The organism is Streptomyces sp. NPDC002602, assembly GCF_042889445.1.
GTDB lineage: Bacteria > Actinomycetota > Actinomycetes > Streptomycetales > Streptomycetaceae > Streptomyces.
Window position 1 is genome coordinate 29,966 of record NZ_JBIAQX010000017.1, and the last position, 15,592, is coordinate 45,557.

A 15,592-nucleotide genomic window follows, 5' to 3' on the forward strand; every position below is an offset into this window, starting at 1 on the left:
CCCTACCGGGGCGCGGTGTCCGTACCGGACCCGCCGGCCCGGCCGCCCCGACGCCCGGGCACCGACACCGACGGCTCTGACGGGAGGCGGACGACGAGGCGGGCGCCGCGAGGATTCGGCTCCGCGGCCACGGAACCGCCGTGATGGGCCGCCAGGTCCCGGGCGATGGCCAGCCCCAGCCCGGCCCCGCCCTGATCGCGGCTGCGGGCGTCATCGAGGCGGGTGAACCGTTCGAAGACCCGCTCCCGTTCCGCGGGCGGGATGCCGGGCCCGTCGTCCACGATCTCCAGCACGGCGACCGGCGCGCCGTCCGCGCCCGGCGCGGTGCGCAGCACCACGTCCACCCGCTCCTGCGCGAAGCGTTGGGCGTTGTCGAGCAGGTTGGTGACGATCCGGGTCAGCCACAGTTCGTTGCCGGTGACCCGGACGCCCGCGGTGAGGACCGTACCGACCGGGACCCGGTCGCCGACGCGGGCCTCGACCACGTCCCGGACGAGTTCGGTGAGGTCCAGGGGCACGGTCGGCACGGGCTGCGCGGCGTCGATCCGGGCAAGGAGGAGCAGGTCGGCCGCGAGTTGCTGGAGCCGCTCGACGTCTTCCAGCGCGCCCCCGATCAGCTCGGGCCACAGGTCCGGGTCCCGGACCGCCATGGCCACTTCCAACTGGGTCCGCAGTACGGTGATGGGGCTGCGCAGTTCGTGGGACGCGTCGGCGATGAACCGCCGCTGACGGATCCCGGACGCCTCCAGTCGGTCCAGGGTGGTGTTCATCGTCTGCGCCAGGCGGGCGACCTCGTCACGCGTGGGCGGCACGGGGACCCGGCGGTGCAGGTCCCGGTCGGAGATCTCCGCGACCTCGGCGCGGATCTCCTCGACGGGGCGCAGTGCCCGGCCGGTGACGCGCCAGGTGACGAGGGCGACGGTCGCGAGGAGGAGGGGCATGCCGATCGCGAGCGCGGCGGTGGTGGTGTCGTCGGCGGCGTCGGCGGCGCGCAGCGAGGCTCCCGCGTAGACGGTGACAATCCCGTCGGGGGTGTCGACGACGACCTGGGCCACCCGCACACGCTGTTCGCGGCCGAACGGTCGGTCCTTCCAGGTGTGCAGGCGCAGCCCCGGGCGCTGGGGCACCGGGGTGACGGGGTCGGGGTCGGGCACGGGGGCGACGGGGTCGGGTCCGGCGCGGAAGGGGCCGGGTGCGGCGAGTGGTCGGGGGCTGGAGAACAGCACGGTGCCGTTCGCGGCGACCACTTGGAGAAACTCGACGCCGGGGGCGAGGGGCCGGACCCGTCCCAGGTTGCCGGTGGCGGCGAGCGCGGCCACCGACTCGGCCTGTTGCCGGGCGTCGTTCTCCGCGTTGCGCAGCAGGTTGTTCTCCAGCAGACCGATCAGGGCGAACGAGGCCGCCGTCAGGGCGGCGGCGACCACCAGGCTCGCGGCGACGGTGGCCCGGGCCCGTACCGTGGTCGGCCACCAGCGCCGCGACACGACCCACCGCCCCACCCACCGCACCGGGCGGCGCACCGCCGGGAACCGTCGCGACCTCGGAGGGTGGAACGGGCTCGGGAGGTGGCGCGGTCTCGGCGGGACGATCGGCTTCAGGAGTGGGCCCGGGGAGGGCTGCGGTTCAGCCACCGTCCACCGCCAGGCGGTAGCCCGCGCCCCGCACGGTCTCCAGCGCGGCCCGTCCGAACGGCGCGTCGATCTTGCGCCGGACCGCGCTCACGTGGACCTCCACTACGTTGGGGTCGCCCTCGAAGGCGCTGTCCCAGACCTGTTCCAGGATCTCCCGTTTCGGCACCACCTCGCCCGGGCGCCGGGCGAGACACTCCAGGACCGCGAACTCCCGTGCCGTCAAACGGATCTCCGTACCGGCCCGGGAGCACACGTGTCGCGCCGGATCGACGAGAAGGTCTCCGAATTCGAGGGTCTGGGGGGTGCGTCGGCCGGTACGTCGGCCCAGCGCGCGGAGTCGGGCGACGAGCACGAGGTAGGAGAACGGCTTGGAGAGGAAGTCGTCCGCGCCCGTGTCCAGCGCCTCCGCCTCGTCGTACTCGCCGTCCTTCGCGGTGAGCATCAGGATCCCGGCCTCGTTGCCGGCCGCCCGCAGGCGGGAGCAGACCCGGTAGCCGTTCAGGCCGGGCAGCATGATGTCGAGCACGATCAGGTCGTAGTCGTGCTCGGTGGCCATCCACAGTCCCTGCGGCCCGTCGAAGGCCACGTCGACGGAGAAGCCCTCGGACTGGAGCCCCCGTTGCAGGGCCACGGCCAGCCGTCGTTCGTCCTCCACCACCAGTACGCGCATGCCGAACAGGGTCTCAGGCCCGGCGGCCGGCTTGCTGAAGGGGTCTTCAGGCGGCTTCAGGTGGGCTTCAGGTGGGGTCGCGCAAGCTCTGGACGCACCGGCCGCGGTGGCCGTTCGTCTTGAGGAGTCGCAGGCATGTCCCAGTCCGTCCCACCCTCGCCCCAGCCCGACCCGACCGTCCGGCCCGACAGCGGCGCCCAGGCGGCACCCACCGTATCGACCGACCGCTCTCAGGTCCTCGGGAACGCCGCGGAGACCGCTCCCCGGGACCGCAAGGGGCTCGCCCGGGTCGTCCCGCGGGGCAGGGGAGCCCGTTGGGCCGTGGCCGGCGCGGCCGTGGTGCTGGTCGGCGGCGCGGCGGCGGTCACGGCCGTCGCCGTGTCCGAACACCACCAGGACCGGCGCCCCGTGGGGATCCTCGGGCCGTGGATCCACGACGGGGACGGCGAGGAGCACGCCTTCCCGGGCCGCCCCGGGGAGCGGCGGGCCGGCGAGCGGCAGTCGGGGAGGGAACGCGCTGTCCCGGCCCTGCCCGGCGGCGACGAGGACACCGGCGGGCGGGTGACCACCCCGAGGGCGGCGCCGGCGCCGCTGCCCTCGCTGGCCGCGAAGGACGCGGTCGAGAAGGCGACCGGCGCGGTGAGCGGCGGCTCGGTGGAGAGCCTGCGCGTCGTCGGGCAACAGGGCGGTGGCAGCGCGTGGCTGGCCGTCGTCATCGGGCCCGATGGTGTCCGGCACGCCGTCACCCTGTCCGGCACGGACGGCACGGTCACCGGCAACACGGTCACGGGCGAAAGGGGCACGAGCGAAAGAGGCACGGGCGACAAGGTCGCCCCCGGCCGCTGACCTTCCCTCGCCGGCGGACAGCGGGCCCGCAGGCCCCTGTCCTCCGGCACCGGGACCCGTCGCGTACGTGCCCGGGGCCCGTCCCGTACGTGCCCGGGACCCGTCCCGTACGTGCCCGGGGCCCGTCCCGTACGTGCCCGGGACCCGTCCCGTACGTGCCCGGGGCCCGTCCCGTACGTGCTGGGGACCCGTCGCGTACGTGCCCGGGCCCGTCGCATCCGTGTGTCAACGGGGTCCGCACGTTGCCGGGTTCCGGCATGGACGCCTCATCGGTGCGTCCGAGTGAGCGGCCGGCGCGCCCGACGCGCATCGCCGTGACCCGCCGACTCCGCGGCGGGTCAGGTGAACGCGGCCCGCGTGTCGGGTCAGTGACCGATCGCCTCGAGGTGTCGGTGGAGCGCCGCATGGCCCTCGGGCGTGGGGTGGAGCCCGTCGGCGAGGAGTTCGGGGCTGTCCCGCAGCGGCTCCCACATGTCGAGGAAGTCGACGTGGTTGTCCTCGGACCAGGCCCTCAGGGACTCGCGCAGGCCCAGGGCTCGTTCCCTGGTGAAGCGAAGACCCTCGTGGTCGCGGACGCGTTCCTCGTCGATCCACGCCGGTCCCGCGAGGACCAGACGCGCGTTGCGGTCGAGGGCGGCGGCGGCCAGTGCCCCGAGGCTCTCCGTGAGGTGTGGCGGCCCGGCGTCGGGTCCGGGCCGTGAGGGGGCGAGGGGCCGGGCCGAGTCGTTGATGCCGGCGGCGACGAGGAGAGTGTCGGGCAGGCGTGCGTCCAGGAGCCCCGGGCTCTGCTCGGCGACGTCGGTCAGGGTGCTGCCGGGGACGGCCAGGTTGAAGACCCGGTGGGCGGTCTCGTTCCGTGCGATGTGGGTGGCCGCCAGGCGGGCCGCCCAACCTCCCCGAGGGTCACAGCGTCCGTAGGCGATGCTGTCGCCCACGATCACGATGCGCTCCGCGGCACGCAACGGCTTCGCGTCGAGGTAGGCCCATACGGTCTCCCCCGAGGAGAGCCGGACGCGTCGGCGGGTGTAGTCGTCGACCTCGTAGGCGTCGGCCGCTGCGAGTTCCCGGTCGGTGAGGTGCAGCACGGCGCCCTCGACGGTGGCGCCGAATCCGCGTTCCAGGGTGAGGTGTACGTCCAGGCCGCTCGCGGCGATCACGGCCTGGTCGGTGATCGGCAGGGGCCGGGTCGTGTGGCCGGCCAGGGACGCCGGGGTGGTGGGCACGGCTCGACCGAAGAGAGCGGTCTGGACCCGCTCGTCCATCAGCGTGCCGAAGGAGAACAGGGTGTGGGCGCGGGTGCCGGTCACTGTGAGATGGGTGCCTTCTCGTCAGGGAGGGAGGCGACTCACCCTAATGGCCGCTCCGGAACGCGACGACCGGGAGGGCGCCACTCATCGCCCCGCGGCCTGTGGGGCGTACGGCGGAGCACGGCCCTCGACCCTCGACCCTCGACCAACACCCAACGGCGCGAGACGATCATCGGCGCGGATCACGCGGCGCGGATCACGCGGCGCGGATCACGCGGCGTCGGCCGCCGAACCCCGGCCGTTGTCCAGTGGGTTGCGAATCGCGTGCACCAGTGCGGCCACGAGGTTCGCGCGCTCGGCCATGGCGCCGATCACCAGGTACTCGTGGTCCGCGTGGGCACCACCGCCGACCGCTCCGAGGCCGTCGAGCGTGGGCACCCCCAGCGCGGCGGTGAAGTTGCCGTCGCTTCCGCCGCCGACCGACCTGCCTTCGATACCCGGGAGCAACCGCTGTGCCACCGCGAAGAGTTCGGCTGACGCCGACACGGGCATCGGGGGCCGGCCGACCGCCCCCTCGACCCTGATCTCCGCCTCGTCCAGGTGCGGGGCGAGCGCCGCGAACGCGGCCTCGACGCGCTCCTTCTCGGCGGTCGACTCGACCCGTACGTCTACGACGACGGTCGCCTCGGCGGGGACGACGTTGTCCAGGGTGCCCGCCGACGCGACCGTCGGGGTGACCGTGGTTCCGATGTCGGGTCGGCTCAACTCCGCGATGCGCAACACCTGGTGTGAGGCTTCGATGAGCGCGTTCACCCCGGCCGCGGGTTCGAGGCCCGCGTGGGAGGCCCGGCCCGTGATGGAGACCCGGAAGGTGCCGCAGCCCTTGCGGCCGGTCTTCAGCCCTCCGCCGTCGGCCGCGCCCTCGAAGACGAGCACGGCGCCGCACGCGAGGGCTCTTTCCTCGATGAGCGTGCGCGAGGAGCCGGAGCCGACCTCCTCGTCGGCGGTCACCAGGATCTCTACGCCCGACCGGTCGTCGAGCGTCGCGAGGCCGTGAACGGCCTGCACCAGTCCACCCAGCATGTCGAAGACCCCGGGGCCGGTCGCGTGCCCGTCCTCGACCGCGAACGGGCGGCGGTCGAGCGTACCGAGGGGAAACACGGTGTCGTGGTGGCCGAGGATCAGCACGCGGGGTTTGCCGCCGCCCGACCAGTGGACGTGCGGTCCGGCCTCGCTCTCCACGAGGACGGCCCGCCCGCCGAGACGGCTTTCGACGAGAGCGGCGACGGCATGGGCCGATGCCGTCAGGGCGTCGACGTCGCGCGACGGGGACTCGACCTCGACGAGCTTCCTGAGGTCCTCGATCATCGCGTCGACACTCACGCCCGCGCTCTGGTGCATCGTCATGTGCGCAAGATTAGCCGGCCCGCCGAGACGGGCACCCATACCCCCGTGACCGACGCGGGCGCCCACGCCGCCCGCCAGGTCGCCGCCCCCGGTCGACGCCCGCCCGGTCGACGCCACCTCAGTCGAGGACGGCGATGGCCTCCACCTCGACGAGGTGGTCGGGCACGTCCAGCGCCGCGACCCCCACCAGCGTGCCCGGTGCCACCGGGGTGACGCCCAGTTTCGCCGCCGCCCGGGCCACGCCCTCCAGGAACGAGGGCATCTTGTCGGGCGTCCAGTCGACGACGTGGACGTTCAGCTTCGCCACGTCGTCGAAGGAGCCGCCGACCTCGGCCAGGGCGGTGGCGACGTTGAGGTAGCACTGCTCGACCTGGGCGGCGAGGTCCCCTGCTCCGATCGTGACCCCGTCGGCGTCCCAGGAGACCTGCCCGGCGATGAAGACCAGCCTCGAACCGGTCGCGATCGAGACCTGCCGGTAGACGTCGATCTTCGGAAGTCCGTCGGGGTTCACCAGGGTGATGGCCATGTTGCCCGCCTCTCGTCGCGCGGGCTCACAAACTCCCGCGCACTCGATCTCTTGTGGTTACTCGGGAACCGTAGGAGAGTGTGCGCTGACATGGAAGAACGCACTTTTCAGTGACTGAGGAACCTCATGGTGACCCAGCAGTTCAGCGGCTCGCCCGACGAAGCGGACCTGACGCGCGCGGACTCCCTCGCGCGCGAGATCTTCTCGGACATCGCCAACAAGTGGGCCTTGTTGATCATCGACGTGTTGGCGGAACGGACCCTGCGCTTCAGTGAGCTGCGGGGTGAGATCCAGGGCATCAGCCACAAGATGCTCACCCAGAACCTGCGCATGATGGAGCGCTACGGCCTCGTCGACCGGTGCGTGCACCCCACCGTGCCGCCCCGGGTCGAGTACACCCTCACCGAGCCGGGTCGCGCCCTGCGGCAGACGGTCCACGGCATGTGCGACTGGACCCACCAGTACCTCGGTCACATCGAGGCGTCCAGACACCGCTTCGACGCCTGACGCTCGAAGTCGCTCCGTCGTCCCCCTCTCCCTCTCCACGAGAGCGGCGACCTCACGAGAGGGCGGCGAAGGCCGCGACGGAACAGACCAGGCCGCTGCCGATCATGACGATCAGCGCGATCGTGGCCAGGACGCCGCCGGGCGCGTCCGGGCGGGGGCCGAGACGGATCGGTACCCGACCGCCCGGATCGCGGGTCACCTCCACCGACTCGCCCACGTCCGGCGCCCCGGCCCCCATCAGTTGCAGGCGCCGCACCCCGGCCTCGTCCGGGAGTCGCACATCGATGGACGTGACCTTGTCGTAGACGCCGCCGAGAGGGTCGGACGTACGGATCCACCCGGTCACCACGGCCCGCGCGGTCACGCCCCGGTCGTGCATCGTCTCTTCCTCGCGCATGTCGGTCCGGATCCAGGTCAGCGCCAGCCACGCCACGTTCATGACCAGCAGGGCCGCCACCGCGATCATGGCGTCGCGCTTGGCCAACCAGGCCACGCCCGCCCACTGGGCGACCACCGCGCAGACGAAGATCAAAACCGCGGACCGGCCGCCGCTTCCCGCCCACACGGCCCACGCGGACCCGTACGCCGCCGCGGCCGGAACGACCAGCAACAGGATCCGACCGCCGGCCGACAGCGCCTTCCTCACCATCCGTGCCCCCACCCCGCCCAACGGCCCCCGTGCGTTGTGGCCTTGACCTACCCCGCCTCCGCGACGCGCACCCCTGCCCCGCCGGCCGGGCGCCCCGGAAGTGGCAGTGCACCGCTCGCGGCGGTTGACTGGCTTCGAGGGCAGCCGCACGCCTTCCGCCCCCTGGAGGTCCCCATGACCACCCACGCCACGGCCTTCGACCCCACCCGTACGGCCCACCTCAACGGACGGTTCGCCCCCGTCACCGAGGAGGTGGACGTCGTCGACCTCGACGTCGTAGGGGAGCTGCCCCACGATCTCGACGGCCTCTACCTGCGCAATGGCCCCAACCCGCGCTTCACCCCGATCGGGTCCTACCTGTACCCCATCGACGGCGACGGGATGCTGCACGGCGTGTGGCTCTCCGGGGGCCGCGCCCGCTACGGCAACCGCTTCGTGCGCACCCCCGCGATCCTCGCGGAGGAGAAGGTGGGCCACGCCCTGTGGGGCGGGCTGGAATCCATGATCACGCCCGGTCCGGACGTCGTCGGCCCCGACCTCGCCCACACCTTCAAGAACCTCCCCGACATCAATGTCGTCCGGCACGCGGGGCGCCTGCTCGCCCTGGCCGAGTCCGACTGCCCCTTCCGCATGGGCCCCGACCTGGAGACGCTCGGCAAGGAGACGTTCGACGGGCGACTCCCGGCCGGCATCACCGCCCACCCCAAGATCGACCCGGCCACGGGGGAAATGGTCGTCTTCTGCTACGCCCTCGAACCTCCCTACCTGACCTGGTCCGTCGTCAACCCCGACGGGACGGTGGGGCGCGGCCCGACCCCGATCGACGGGGTGGACGAGCCGCTGATGATCCACGACATGGCCCTCACCTCCCGCCATCTCGTCCTCGTCCTGGCGCCGGCGTTCTTCGACATCGCGGGCGCCATGCGGGGCGGCTCGTTCCTGGCCTGGCGTCCCGAGCGGGGCACCCGCATCGCGCTCGTCCCGCGCGACGGGGGCCCGGTGCGCTGGGCGAGCGACGAGGCGTTCTGGGTCTGGCACACCGTGAACGCGTACGAGGACACGAGCGACGGCGGCATCGTCCTCGACTACGTCCAGTGGCCCGAGCTGTCGCTCGGCCAGGACCCCGTTCGGGGCTCCACCGCGCATCGCGGTCTGACCCGGGCCGTCATCGACCCCGTGGCGGGAACCGTACGACGCACACAGCTCGACGACGCCTGCGTGGAGTTCCCCCGCGTCGACGACCGTCTGCTCACCCGACCCCACGACACGATCGCCGTCGCGTCCGTCAGCGGACGCACCGACGGACTGCTTCCCGGGGAGTACGACGCCCTGCGGTGGTACACCGGCGACGGCGCGGGCCTCGGCGCACTGGACTGGGACGCGGGAGACCTGTCGGTCGGCGAGCCCGTCTACGCGCCGACGCCCGGCACCCGCGACACCGGACACGGTTACTGGCTGACCTTCGCCACCGACCGCACCGACGGCACCAGCCTGCTTCTCGTCATCCCCGCCCACGACCCCGCGCAGGGCCCCTGCGCACGGATCCGGATCCCGGTCCGCGTGCCGCTCGGTCTCCACGGGGCCTGGTTGCCCACCGAGGAGTAGCGGACCGGAGCGCGGGCCGGGCCGGCGTCCGCCCGCTCCGGAAGCAACGAAGGACGTCGGCGTACTGGCCGATGCCTGGGTCGACGGCGCCACGGTCCTCTACGTGGGCAAGGCCTCGGCGGGCAAGGACGGCCGGCGCGGGCTCCGCAAGAGGCTCGACGAGTACCGGCGACACGGCGCGGGCTTACCGGTGGGCCATTGGGGCGGACGCCACCTCTGGCAACTGCGCGACTCGGCCGGCCTGCTCGTCGCGTGGCGGTCCACACCCGATGAGAATCCGGGCAGCGCCGAGGCGTCCCTGATCGCCGAGTTCCTCGCGGTCCACGCCGCCCGCCCCTTCGCCAACCGCAACAAGGGCTCCGCCACGTAGCGTTCTCGCCGGGACACCGGCAGGGACACCGGCCGGGGCCTTCGGGCTCCGGAGGCAGGGGGCCGGGGGCAGGGGGCAGGCGTAGCGACCGTGGTCCTCCGACGCCCCACCAGAAACCCTGCGGCTCCACCTCGGAGGCCTCGCGGGTCATCGACCGCCCCTCACCGCGCGCCGAGTTGCCAACCCACCCTGATTGTCGTCTAGGATGGTGATCACCTTGAAGGGGATCGGCCACGGACCGAACCTCCTCATGCGTGCGGATGTAGTTCAGTAGTAGAACGTCCCCCTTCCAGGGGGAAAACGCAGTGTGCGATCCCTGCCATCCGCTCCACTTCACCCCCGCCACCCAGTGGCTCCCGCCCGGTCGGACGACGTCCTTGTCATGGGACCTCCCGTCAAGGGCATCGGCGGCGCCCGCATCCGTACCGGATCACACCCGCCCCACTCTCCCGTTCGGCCACGCCAGGACACCCCCTCACCCTCCGCGCCCCCGGCGCGCGCGGCTTCGCATCGCGCCCCCGCCCCTGGCGGAAGGTGGCGGCCAGTGGCGGATTGACCGACGCACGTGACCACCCCGGACGCCTGACGGTTGAAACGCGTATGAAGTCCGAACCGGCCGCGTTCTCGCGGGCACCCCTCGACGGCGAACTCTGGCGCGACGTGTTGACCCACCAGGACACCTGTGCGTGCCGGCACCAACCCCAACCCGCGGCATCGACGCCTCCCGCCCCCACCACGGGCCGGTCAGCCGTCGACAACAGGGCGACGGGGCTGGCCCGTCACGGCATGCTCGCCCTCTCCACGCTCACGGTCATCGCCGCCATCGTCACCGTCACCACCAACTGAGCGGGCGGGCCGGGCCGGTGGGGATGGCCATGGGCGAGCCCGGCCCGATCGGCGCCACGGGCACCGGCACCACAGCGGCCGGTGATACAGCCGGCGGCGCTACAGGGAACCGAAGTCGGGAACGGTCAGCGAGCCGTCCTCGGCCAAGGGGAAGCCCGGGTTGTGGGCGATCTCCCACGGATGCCCGTCGGGATCCGTGAAGTATCCCGCGTAACCCCCGTAGAACGTCGCCGCGGCCGGTTTGGTGACAGTGGCGCCCGCCTCTCGCGCCACCGAGATCAGCGCGTCCACCTCCTGCGGGGAACGCACGTTGTGAGCCAGGGTGATACCGCCGAATCCGGTTCCCCGGCCGTCGGCGAGGCCGCTGTCACGCGCGAGTTCCTCGCGACCCCAGAGCACGAATCCGAGGCCGCCGGCCTGGAAGAAGACGGTCTCCTCGACCTCTTGCCCACGCCACCCCAGGCTCTCGTAGAACGCCCGGGCGCGACCGAGGTCCGTGACGCCCAAGGTGATGAGACTGACACGCTGTTCCATGAACGGAAGCTAGCACGGCCCCGGGACGACACCGGGGAGGGAACACGGACCCGCGCGACGGGGTCCGCGCGGGAGGAACGGGCCACCCGCGCGTGGCGGACGGTCACATTCCGCAGCGACGAGGCGTGTCCCCCGCCCTCGCAGAATCGTTCTTCCGTCATGATCACCACGCCCGACCCGGCGACCTCCGCCCCCGGCGCTCCGCCGTCCCGCCCCTTGCGACCCCACCCGCCCGCGCGAGGCCGCGGCGACGCCCCTCGGGCCCGGGCGTGAACGGCCCGCCCGCCTGCCAGGGCTGCTCGCACCCCTTGTACACGGTCTGCACGCGGGAGTCCGGCGAGGGAACGACGGCCGCGCAGTGGGAAGTCGACCACGCCTATCCCGGCCGGTGCGCGTACACCCCCATGTTCCCGCTGACCGGATCCGCCGCCGACGTCCACGACCTCCCTCACGCGGAACACGTCCTGCGCCACCGCGACTGAACGCTCCCGGGTGCGCGCGCCGACCACCCGGGACCCGACGACGCACCCGCCCGCGCACCCCCCACCCCCCTCACACCACACGACACGCCTCACGCCTCACGCCTCACGCCTCGGTGAGCCTGCGTTCCAGTTCCTCAAAACCTCGACTTTGGTGGAGGTCAAGGGGTGGCAACGGGTCCAGGAATGTTCAGGGAGTTCGTGTGCGGGGACGTTCCAGACCCGCCACCGCCCATTTCGCCCGAGTGGACAGCCGGCTGAGCGCCTTCGCCGACTCCTTGCCGATGGTGTCCAGCAGGCGCCTGGCGTGTGCCATCGTCTGACGCGCGACTTCGGGTCACCCGCCTCCACGGCGGCGCGCCGGACCCGGCGAGCACCACATGGGTTGACGCTCCCTGGGCTGTCACCGTGCTCCGTTCGTGCGGCACTGGCCAGACGTCGAGTTGGTCGAGGCACCAGCGCCGGATGAGTTCCCTGCCCGCCGCACTGCGATGGATCGAGTCCACCGGTCGAGTATCACGCCCACCCCTCACCCCCCACCCCCACTTACCGGCCTCCTTTTGCCGGCCCTCCCGGCACGGACCCGTGCGCCGCGGACCCCGCTCGCGGGCCCTGGACCACCCGGTCGACATCGAGGGCCCGTGATCGTCTCGGGCTCCGTACAGGTGGCTGAAACACCCTCATTGCACGCCCACTTGGCGCGTGCGGTTGTTTGGCGAACGCCTAACCGAGTAGGGGTACAGACGTGCGTCCGCCGTTCCCTGTCGTGCTCTAGTTGCCCCTGGTCCGTACACCGTGTCACCCCGTACGGATCGTCCCCCGACGCCGCCGCGGCACCACGCGGCGTCCCCCTCGACCCCGGGAGCACCATGTCCCCGATCCTCTTCGTCTATGCCAAGGGCGGCCCTCCGCTGGAGTACGCGATACCGAGAATCGCGGCCCATGCCGACGTCCATGTCCTGGCGCTCGCACCACTGCCTCGAACCACCGAGTCCGTCTGGCTGCCCGCATGCGCGTCGATCACTTCCGTGCGGCCCCGCGAGGGGGTGGAACTGGTCGATCTGATCTGTTCCCACGCGCGCCGCGTCGGCGCCGCAGCGGTGCTGACGCTGTCGGAGTACGCGGTGGTGGCCGTGGCCCACGCCAGTCTGCGGCTCGGGCTGCGCGGCGCCGGCGAGCGGGTGGCCGGGGCCCGGGACAAGCGCCTGATGCGCCGGATCTGGCGTGACGCGGGGGTGCCGGTACCGGGGTTCACGGAGGTCCACGCGCCGGAGGACATCGCGACCGCCTTCGAGGAACTGACGCCGCCACTGCTGCTGAAGGCCGCCTGGAGCGCGGGCTCCACGGCCCACCTCACCGTGTGGAACGAGCAGCAGGCCGAGGAGGCGTGGAAGACCGGCCGTTCCGTCATGGAGGCCTCGTCCGCCCAGGGATACGCGGAACTGCACGCCGCGGACGAGGGCGTGAGCGACTTCCTGCTGGAGGAGATCGTGACCGGCGAGGCCTCCGACTGGTTCGACGAGGCCGGTTGGGGCGACTACGCGAGCGTGGAGGGGATCGTCGCCGACGGCCGGTACCACCCGCTGTGCATCACCGGCCGGATGCCCACCATCGCGCCCTTCACCGAGCGCGCGAGCCTGGCTCCGGCGGCTCTCCCGGACGCCCTTCAGCGCCGGATCGAGGAGGTGTCGCGCGCCGCCGTCGACGCGCTCGGGCTCGACACCTGTGCCACTCACACCGAGATCAAACTCGGTGCGGACGGTGCCATGTGGCTGATCGAGACGGCGGCCCGGTTCGGCGGGGTGATGACCACACGGCAGGTGGAGACCGTCTTCGGCCTCGACATGATCGGCATGCTGGTCCGCGAGTTGCTCGGCCGGGACGTCGACTACCCGCGGCGGATGCTGACGGAGGGCGAGGGTGCGGCCGGGTCGCTCGTCGTCCTCGCCGTGGATCCCGAGGGGCGGCCCTGGAGCGAACTCCCGACCTGGGACTTCGAGGCGGTCGACTGGCCCGCCCTGCTCGCGCCCGGTTCCCGCGTCGAGTTGGTACGGGAGCACAGCCTCCCGCCGGGCAGTCGGGTGCCGGTGTACGAGGAGGCGGGAGGAGCGAACTCCATGGCGGCGCTGTGCTTCCTCACCGCCGAGTCCGGGTCGGAGCTGCTGGCCGACTGCGGCCGGATCCTCGCGGCGCTGCCGCACGCCCTCGGTGCCACGTCCGCCGACCGCTCGACGCCCGGGAGCGCCGCATGACGAACGCCGGCACCACCACACCCGTACCGTCCCCCCGGGGCGCCGCCGTGGACACCCTGCTCACGCTGCCCCTGTTCGAGCAGTTGGCCGGGGTGCTGGGCGGGCACCCGTACGTGAAGGTCGTCGTCGACCGGGAGCAGGGCCTCTGGCACGTCCTGGACAGCGCCGTGCACTCCTTCCACGTCAACTACATAGCCACCGAGGTCGTGGGACTGACCCTGGAAGAGCTCGACGCCCGGCTCGACCGGTTCAACCACGACGTGTACCAGGATCCCGAGCGACGGTTCCTGCTCGGCGTGCTGTCCCTGCACTCCCGGGGAGGCCCGGAGCAGGACGAGCCGTTCATGGTCCTGGAGACCACCGAGGCCGACACGATGGGCGCGGACCTGCTGATCGAGTTCCACGCCTTCGTACGGGCCCACCTCGACCCCGCGCTGGAACTGCTGGTCAAGCCGGCCAACCACGGGCAGGAGAACGCCCTCGCGGCGGTGCCCGAGACCGTGGTGCCCCGTGCCCGGGGTCACGCGTTGTCCGCGACCGCGCCCTTCGTGCCGTTGACGCTCGCCTCGGCGACCGGCCGGCTGCGCGCGTTCGCCTCCGGCGAGGAGTACCGGGCCGCGCGCGCGGACCTGACCTGGTACGACATCGTTGCCATGCCGGTCGTCCCCGATGACATTCCGCGCCTCGCGGGGCTGCTCAACGCCCTGCCCACCACCCCGCTGTCGCACACCAACATGTTGGCGGCCGGCTGGGGCATCCCCAACGCCATCGTCCGGGGCATCCTCGACACGATCGCCGACGAGAAGCTGGACGGTGCCTGGGTCCGTTACGAGGTCACCGCCGAGAACTTCGTCGTCGAACGCGCCGAGGAGCCGGCGGACCTCACGGAACCGACCTGGCACACGCAGCGGGTCCGGCTCGACGCCCCGCACGTGACGGACGTACCGCTCGTGCCGCTGTCCGCGTTGCGTGCCCGCGACCGCAACCGCTACGGCACCAAGGCGGCCAACCTGGGCGAGCTGCACCACGTACTGCGCCACGGCTCCGGCCGGCTGACCGGCTACTACTCCGTGCCGCGCCCGCCCCGGGCCGATCTGCTCGGTCACCTGGCCGCCCGGCTGCGGATGCCCGCCGACGGTGATCTCGCCCAGTACGCCGGGGAGTTCCTGGCCCGGCACGTCCAGGCGCCGGCGGGCATCGCCGTGCCGTTCTCCGTCCAACAACGCTTCCTGGACTCCTCGCCCGCCGTGCAGCAGAGCATCGGCAAGCTGAAGATGGCCCTGGAGCTGAACGCCATGGACGCCGTGGACACGGTCTGCGTCCAGTTGCAGCACCTGGTGCGCACCCTCCCGGTGCCCGAGGACCTGGTGCGGGCCCTGGACACCCAGTTGGTCGAGCACCTGGCGGGCACGAGTCGCTTCGCCGTGCGGTCCTCGTCGAATGCCGAGGACCTGCCGGGCTTCTCCGCGGCCGGCATCTACGAGTCCCACACCAAGGTCACCGATCTGCCGGGGCTGTTGGACGCGATCCGTCAGGTGTGGGCCTCGCTGTTGTCCCCGCGCAGCGTGCGGCTGCGCCATCAGGCCGGCATCTCGCTGGACGACACGTACATGGGGGTGATCGTCCAGCGCTACGAGCCGTCCCCGCTCGGAGGCGTCATGGTGACCTGCAATCCGACCAACCGGGCCGACTTCCGGAACGTGTACCTCAACTGTGCGCACGGTTCCACGGCCGACGTGGTCGACGGCCGGACGATGCCCCTGCAGTACCTGTACAACACCGTCGAGGGCGGCGGTCGCACGCTCTCGCTCGGGGCGGCCGAGCAGGACCTGGACCTGGAGACGCAGGCCCATCTGGGCCGGCTGGCGCTTGCGGGCCGCCTGCTCCAGTCCCATTTCGCCGCGGACTACACCTTCGCCGGGCCGCTCGACGTCGAATGGCTGCTCGGGCCGGGAGGCGCGCTCCACATCCTCCAACTCAGGCCCTACAGCGCCTGATCCCGCCCGCGCTCCCCCGCGTTCCG

Annotated in this window: 16 protein-coding genes and 1 tRNA gene; 9 read left to right on the forward strand and 8 right to left on the reverse strand. The window is 72.3% G+C overall.

Translation table 11 applies throughout. The annotated features are described in order from the left end of the window. Nucleotides 1–2: 2 nt before the first annotated feature. Together ACFYW3_RS31790 and ACFYW3_RS31795 are read right to left on the reverse strand one after the other, a co-directional pair. Nucleotides 3–1,484, reverse strand: coding sequence for a sensor histidine kinase (locus ACFYW3_RS31790; RefSeq protein ID WP_389388058.1), 1,482 nt, complete (start codon nucleotides 1,482–1,484; stop codon nucleotides 3–5). A 139-nt stretch (nucleotides 1,485–1,623) separates the two neighbouring features. Further along, nucleotides 1,624–2,301: a response regulator transcription factor gene (locus tag ACFYW3_RS31795; RefSeq protein ID WP_351755705.1), complete on the reverse strand. Its 678-nt coding sequence runs from the start codon at nucleotides 2,299–2,301 to the stop codon at nucleotides 1,624–1,626. A 135-nt stretch (nucleotides 2,302–2,436) separates the two neighbouring features. On the opposite strand from ACFYW3_RS31795, the gene ACFYW3_RS31800 reads away from it, so the two are divergent. Further along, nucleotides 2,437–3,147, forward strand: coding sequence for a hypothetical protein (locus ACFYW3_RS31800; protein WP_351755702.1), 711 nt, complete (start codon nucleotides 2,437–2,439; stop codon nucleotides 3,145–3,147). Between the two features lie 365 nt (nucleotides 3,148–3,512). Here ACFYW3_RS31800 and ACFYW3_RS31805 read toward each other — a convergent pair whose 3' ends face one another. The 3 genes from ACFYW3_RS31805 to ACFYW3_RS31815 form a co-directional block, all read right to left on the reverse strand. Continuing rightward, on the reverse strand, nucleotides 3,513–4,454 hold the full coding sequence (locus tag ACFYW3_RS31805; protein WP_389388059.1) for a GDSL-type esterase/lipase family protein: 942 nt from the start codon (nucleotides 4,452–4,454) through the stop codon (nucleotides 3,513–3,515). Between the two features lie 210 nt (nucleotides 4,455–4,664). Continuing rightward, nucleotides 4,665–5,801, reverse strand: coding sequence for a M20 family metallopeptidase (locus tag ACFYW3_RS31810; RefSeq protein ID WP_389388060.1), 1,137 nt, complete (start codon nucleotides 5,799–5,801; stop codon nucleotides 4,665–4,667). A 118-nt stretch (nucleotides 5,802–5,919) separates the two neighbouring features. Next, nucleotides 5,920–6,327 (reverse strand): RidA family protein, encoded by a 408-nt coding sequence (locus ACFYW3_RS31815; RefSeq protein WP_351755693.1) that lies wholly within the window; start codon nucleotides 6,325–6,327, stop codon nucleotides 5,920–5,922. 126 nt (nucleotides 6,328–6,453) lie between these two features. On the opposite strand from ACFYW3_RS31815, the gene ACFYW3_RS31820 reads away from it, so the two are divergent. Continuing rightward, nucleotides 6,454–6,834: a helix-turn-helix domain-containing protein gene (locus tag ACFYW3_RS31820; RefSeq protein WP_351755690.1), complete on the forward strand. Its 381-nt coding sequence runs from the start codon at nucleotides 6,454–6,456 to the stop codon at nucleotides 6,832–6,834. 52 nt (nucleotides 6,835–6,886) lie between these two features. Here ACFYW3_RS31820 and ACFYW3_RS31825 read toward each other — a convergent pair whose 3' ends face one another. Continuing rightward, nucleotides 6,887–7,483: a hypothetical protein gene (locus ACFYW3_RS31825; RefSeq protein ID WP_389388061.1), complete on the reverse strand. Its 597-nt coding sequence runs from the start codon at nucleotides 7,481–7,483 to the stop codon at nucleotides 6,887–6,889. A gap of 174 nt (nucleotides 7,484–7,657) precedes the next feature. On the opposite strand from ACFYW3_RS31825, the gene ACFYW3_RS31830 reads away from it, so the two are divergent. The 4 genes from ACFYW3_RS31830 to ACFYW3_RS31845 all read left to right on the forward strand — a co-directional run bounded on the left by ACFYW3_RS31830 (nucleotide 7,658) and on the right by ACFYW3_RS31845 (nucleotide 10,304). Further along, complete coding sequence (locus tag ACFYW3_RS31830; protein WP_389388062.1) at nucleotides 7,658–9,088, forward strand: carotenoid oxygenase family protein; 1,431 nt, start codon at nucleotides 7,658–7,660, stop codon at nucleotides 9,086–9,088. A gap of 103 nt (nucleotides 9,089–9,191) precedes the next feature. Then, a complete protein-coding gene (locus tag ACFYW3_RS31835; RefSeq protein ID WP_389388063.1) occupies nucleotides 9,192–9,458 on the forward strand; it encodes a hypothetical protein in 267 nt (88 codons plus the stop codon). Between the two features lie 256 nt (nucleotides 9,459–9,714). Beyond that, nucleotides 9,715–9,789 (forward strand) — tRNA-Gly (locus ACFYW3_RS31840). A 269-nt stretch (nucleotides 9,790–10,058) separates the two neighbouring features. Then, on the forward strand, nucleotides 10,059–10,304 hold the full coding sequence (locus ACFYW3_RS31845; protein ID WP_351755678.1) for a hypothetical protein: 246 nt from the start codon (nucleotides 10,059–10,061) through the stop codon (nucleotides 10,302–10,304). 99 nt (nucleotides 10,305–10,403) lie between these two features. Here the strand turns inward: ACFYW3_RS31845 and ACFYW3_RS31850 are convergent, their stop codons facing one another. Then, a complete protein-coding gene (locus tag ACFYW3_RS31850) occupies nucleotides 10,404–10,838 on the reverse strand; it encodes a VOC family protein (protein ID WP_351755675.1) in 435 nt (144 codons plus the stop codon). 269 nt (nucleotides 10,839–11,107) lie between these two features. Between ACFYW3_RS31850 and ACFYW3_RS31855 the strand changes: the two genes are divergently transcribed. Then, a complete protein-coding gene (locus ACFYW3_RS31855) occupies nucleotides 11,108–11,320 on the forward strand; it encodes a hypothetical protein (protein WP_351755672.1) in 213 nt (70 codons plus the stop codon). Nucleotides 11,321–11,507: 187 nt separating this feature from the next. Here ACFYW3_RS31855 and ACFYW3_RS31860 read toward each other — a convergent pair whose 3' ends face one another. Then, nucleotides 11,508–11,633, reverse strand: a complete 126-nt coding sequence (locus ACFYW3_RS31860) for a hypothetical protein (RefSeq protein WP_389388064.1) — start codon at nucleotides 11,631–11,633, stop codon at nucleotides 11,508–11,510. 553 nt (nucleotides 11,634–12,186) lie between these two features. Between ACFYW3_RS31860 and ACFYW3_RS31865 the strand changes: the two genes are divergently transcribed. Both ACFYW3_RS31865 and ACFYW3_RS31870 read left to right on the forward strand, forming a co-directional pair. Next, on the forward strand, nucleotides 12,187–13,569 hold the full coding sequence (locus ACFYW3_RS31865; protein ID WP_389388065.1) for an acetyl-CoA carboxylase biotin carboxylase subunit family protein: 1,383 nt from the start codon (nucleotides 12,187–12,189) through the stop codon (nucleotides 13,567–13,569). Beyond that, entirely contained in the window at nucleotides 13,566–15,566 is a 2,001-nt protein-coding gene (locus ACFYW3_RS31870) for a PEP/pyruvate-binding domain-containing protein (protein ID WP_389388066.1), read from the forward strand. The genes ACFYW3_RS31865 and ACFYW3_RS31870 overlap by 4 nt, the downstream gene beginning before the upstream one ends. The last annotated feature ends 26 nt before the right edge of the window (nucleotides 15,567–15,592 follow it).

Excerpts from the sequence above, each read along its gene's own strand:
- ACFYW3_RS31795 (WP_351755705.1), bottom strand. The coding sequence starts at position 2,301 with ATGCGCGTACTGGTGGTGGAGGACGAACGACGGCTGGCCGTGGCCCTG.
- ACFYW3_RS31800 (WP_351755702.1), top strand. The coding sequence starts at position 2,437 with ATGTCCCAGTCCGTCCCACCCTCGCCCCAGCCCGACCCGACCGTCCGG.
- ACFYW3_RS31810 (WP_389388060.1), bottom strand. The coding sequence starts at position 5,801 with ATGACGATGCACCAGAGCGCGGGCGTGAGTGTCGACGCGATGATCGAG.
- ACFYW3_RS31815 (WP_351755693.1), bottom strand. The coding sequence starts at position 6,327 with ATGGCCATCACCCTGGTGAACCCCGACGGACTTCCGAAGATCGACGTC.
- ACFYW3_RS31820 (WP_351755690.1), top strand. The coding sequence starts at position 6,454 with ATGGTGACCCAGCAGTTCAGCGGCTCGCCCGACGAAGCGGACCTGACG.
- ACFYW3_RS31825 (WP_389388061.1), bottom strand. The coding sequence starts at position 7,483 with ATGGTGAGGAAGGCGCTGTCGGCCGGCGGTCGGATCCTGTTGCTGGTC.
- ACFYW3_RS31830 (WP_389388062.1), top strand. The coding sequence starts at position 7,658 with ATGACCACCCACGCCACGGCCTTCGACCCCACCCGTACGGCCCACCTC.
- ACFYW3_RS31845 (WP_351755678.1), top strand. The coding sequence starts at position 10,059 with ATGAAGTCCGAACCGGCCGCGTTCTCGCGGGCACCCCTCGACGGCGAA.
- ACFYW3_RS31850 (WP_351755675.1), bottom strand. The coding sequence starts at position 10,838 with ATGGAACAGCGTGTCAGTCTCATCACCTTGGGCGTCACGGACCTCGGT.
- ACFYW3_RS31860 (WP_389388064.1), bottom strand. The coding sequence starts at position 11,633 with ATGGCACACGCCAGGCGCCTGCTGGACACCATCGGCAAGGAGTCGGCG.
- ACFYW3_RS31865 (WP_389388065.1), top strand. The coding sequence starts at position 12,187 with ATGTCCCCGATCCTCTTCGTCTATGCCAAGGGCGGCCCTCCGCTGGAG.
- ACFYW3_RS31870 (WP_389388066.1), top strand. The coding sequence starts at position 13,566 with ATGACGAACGCCGGCACCACCACACCCGTACCGTCCCCCCGGGGCGCC.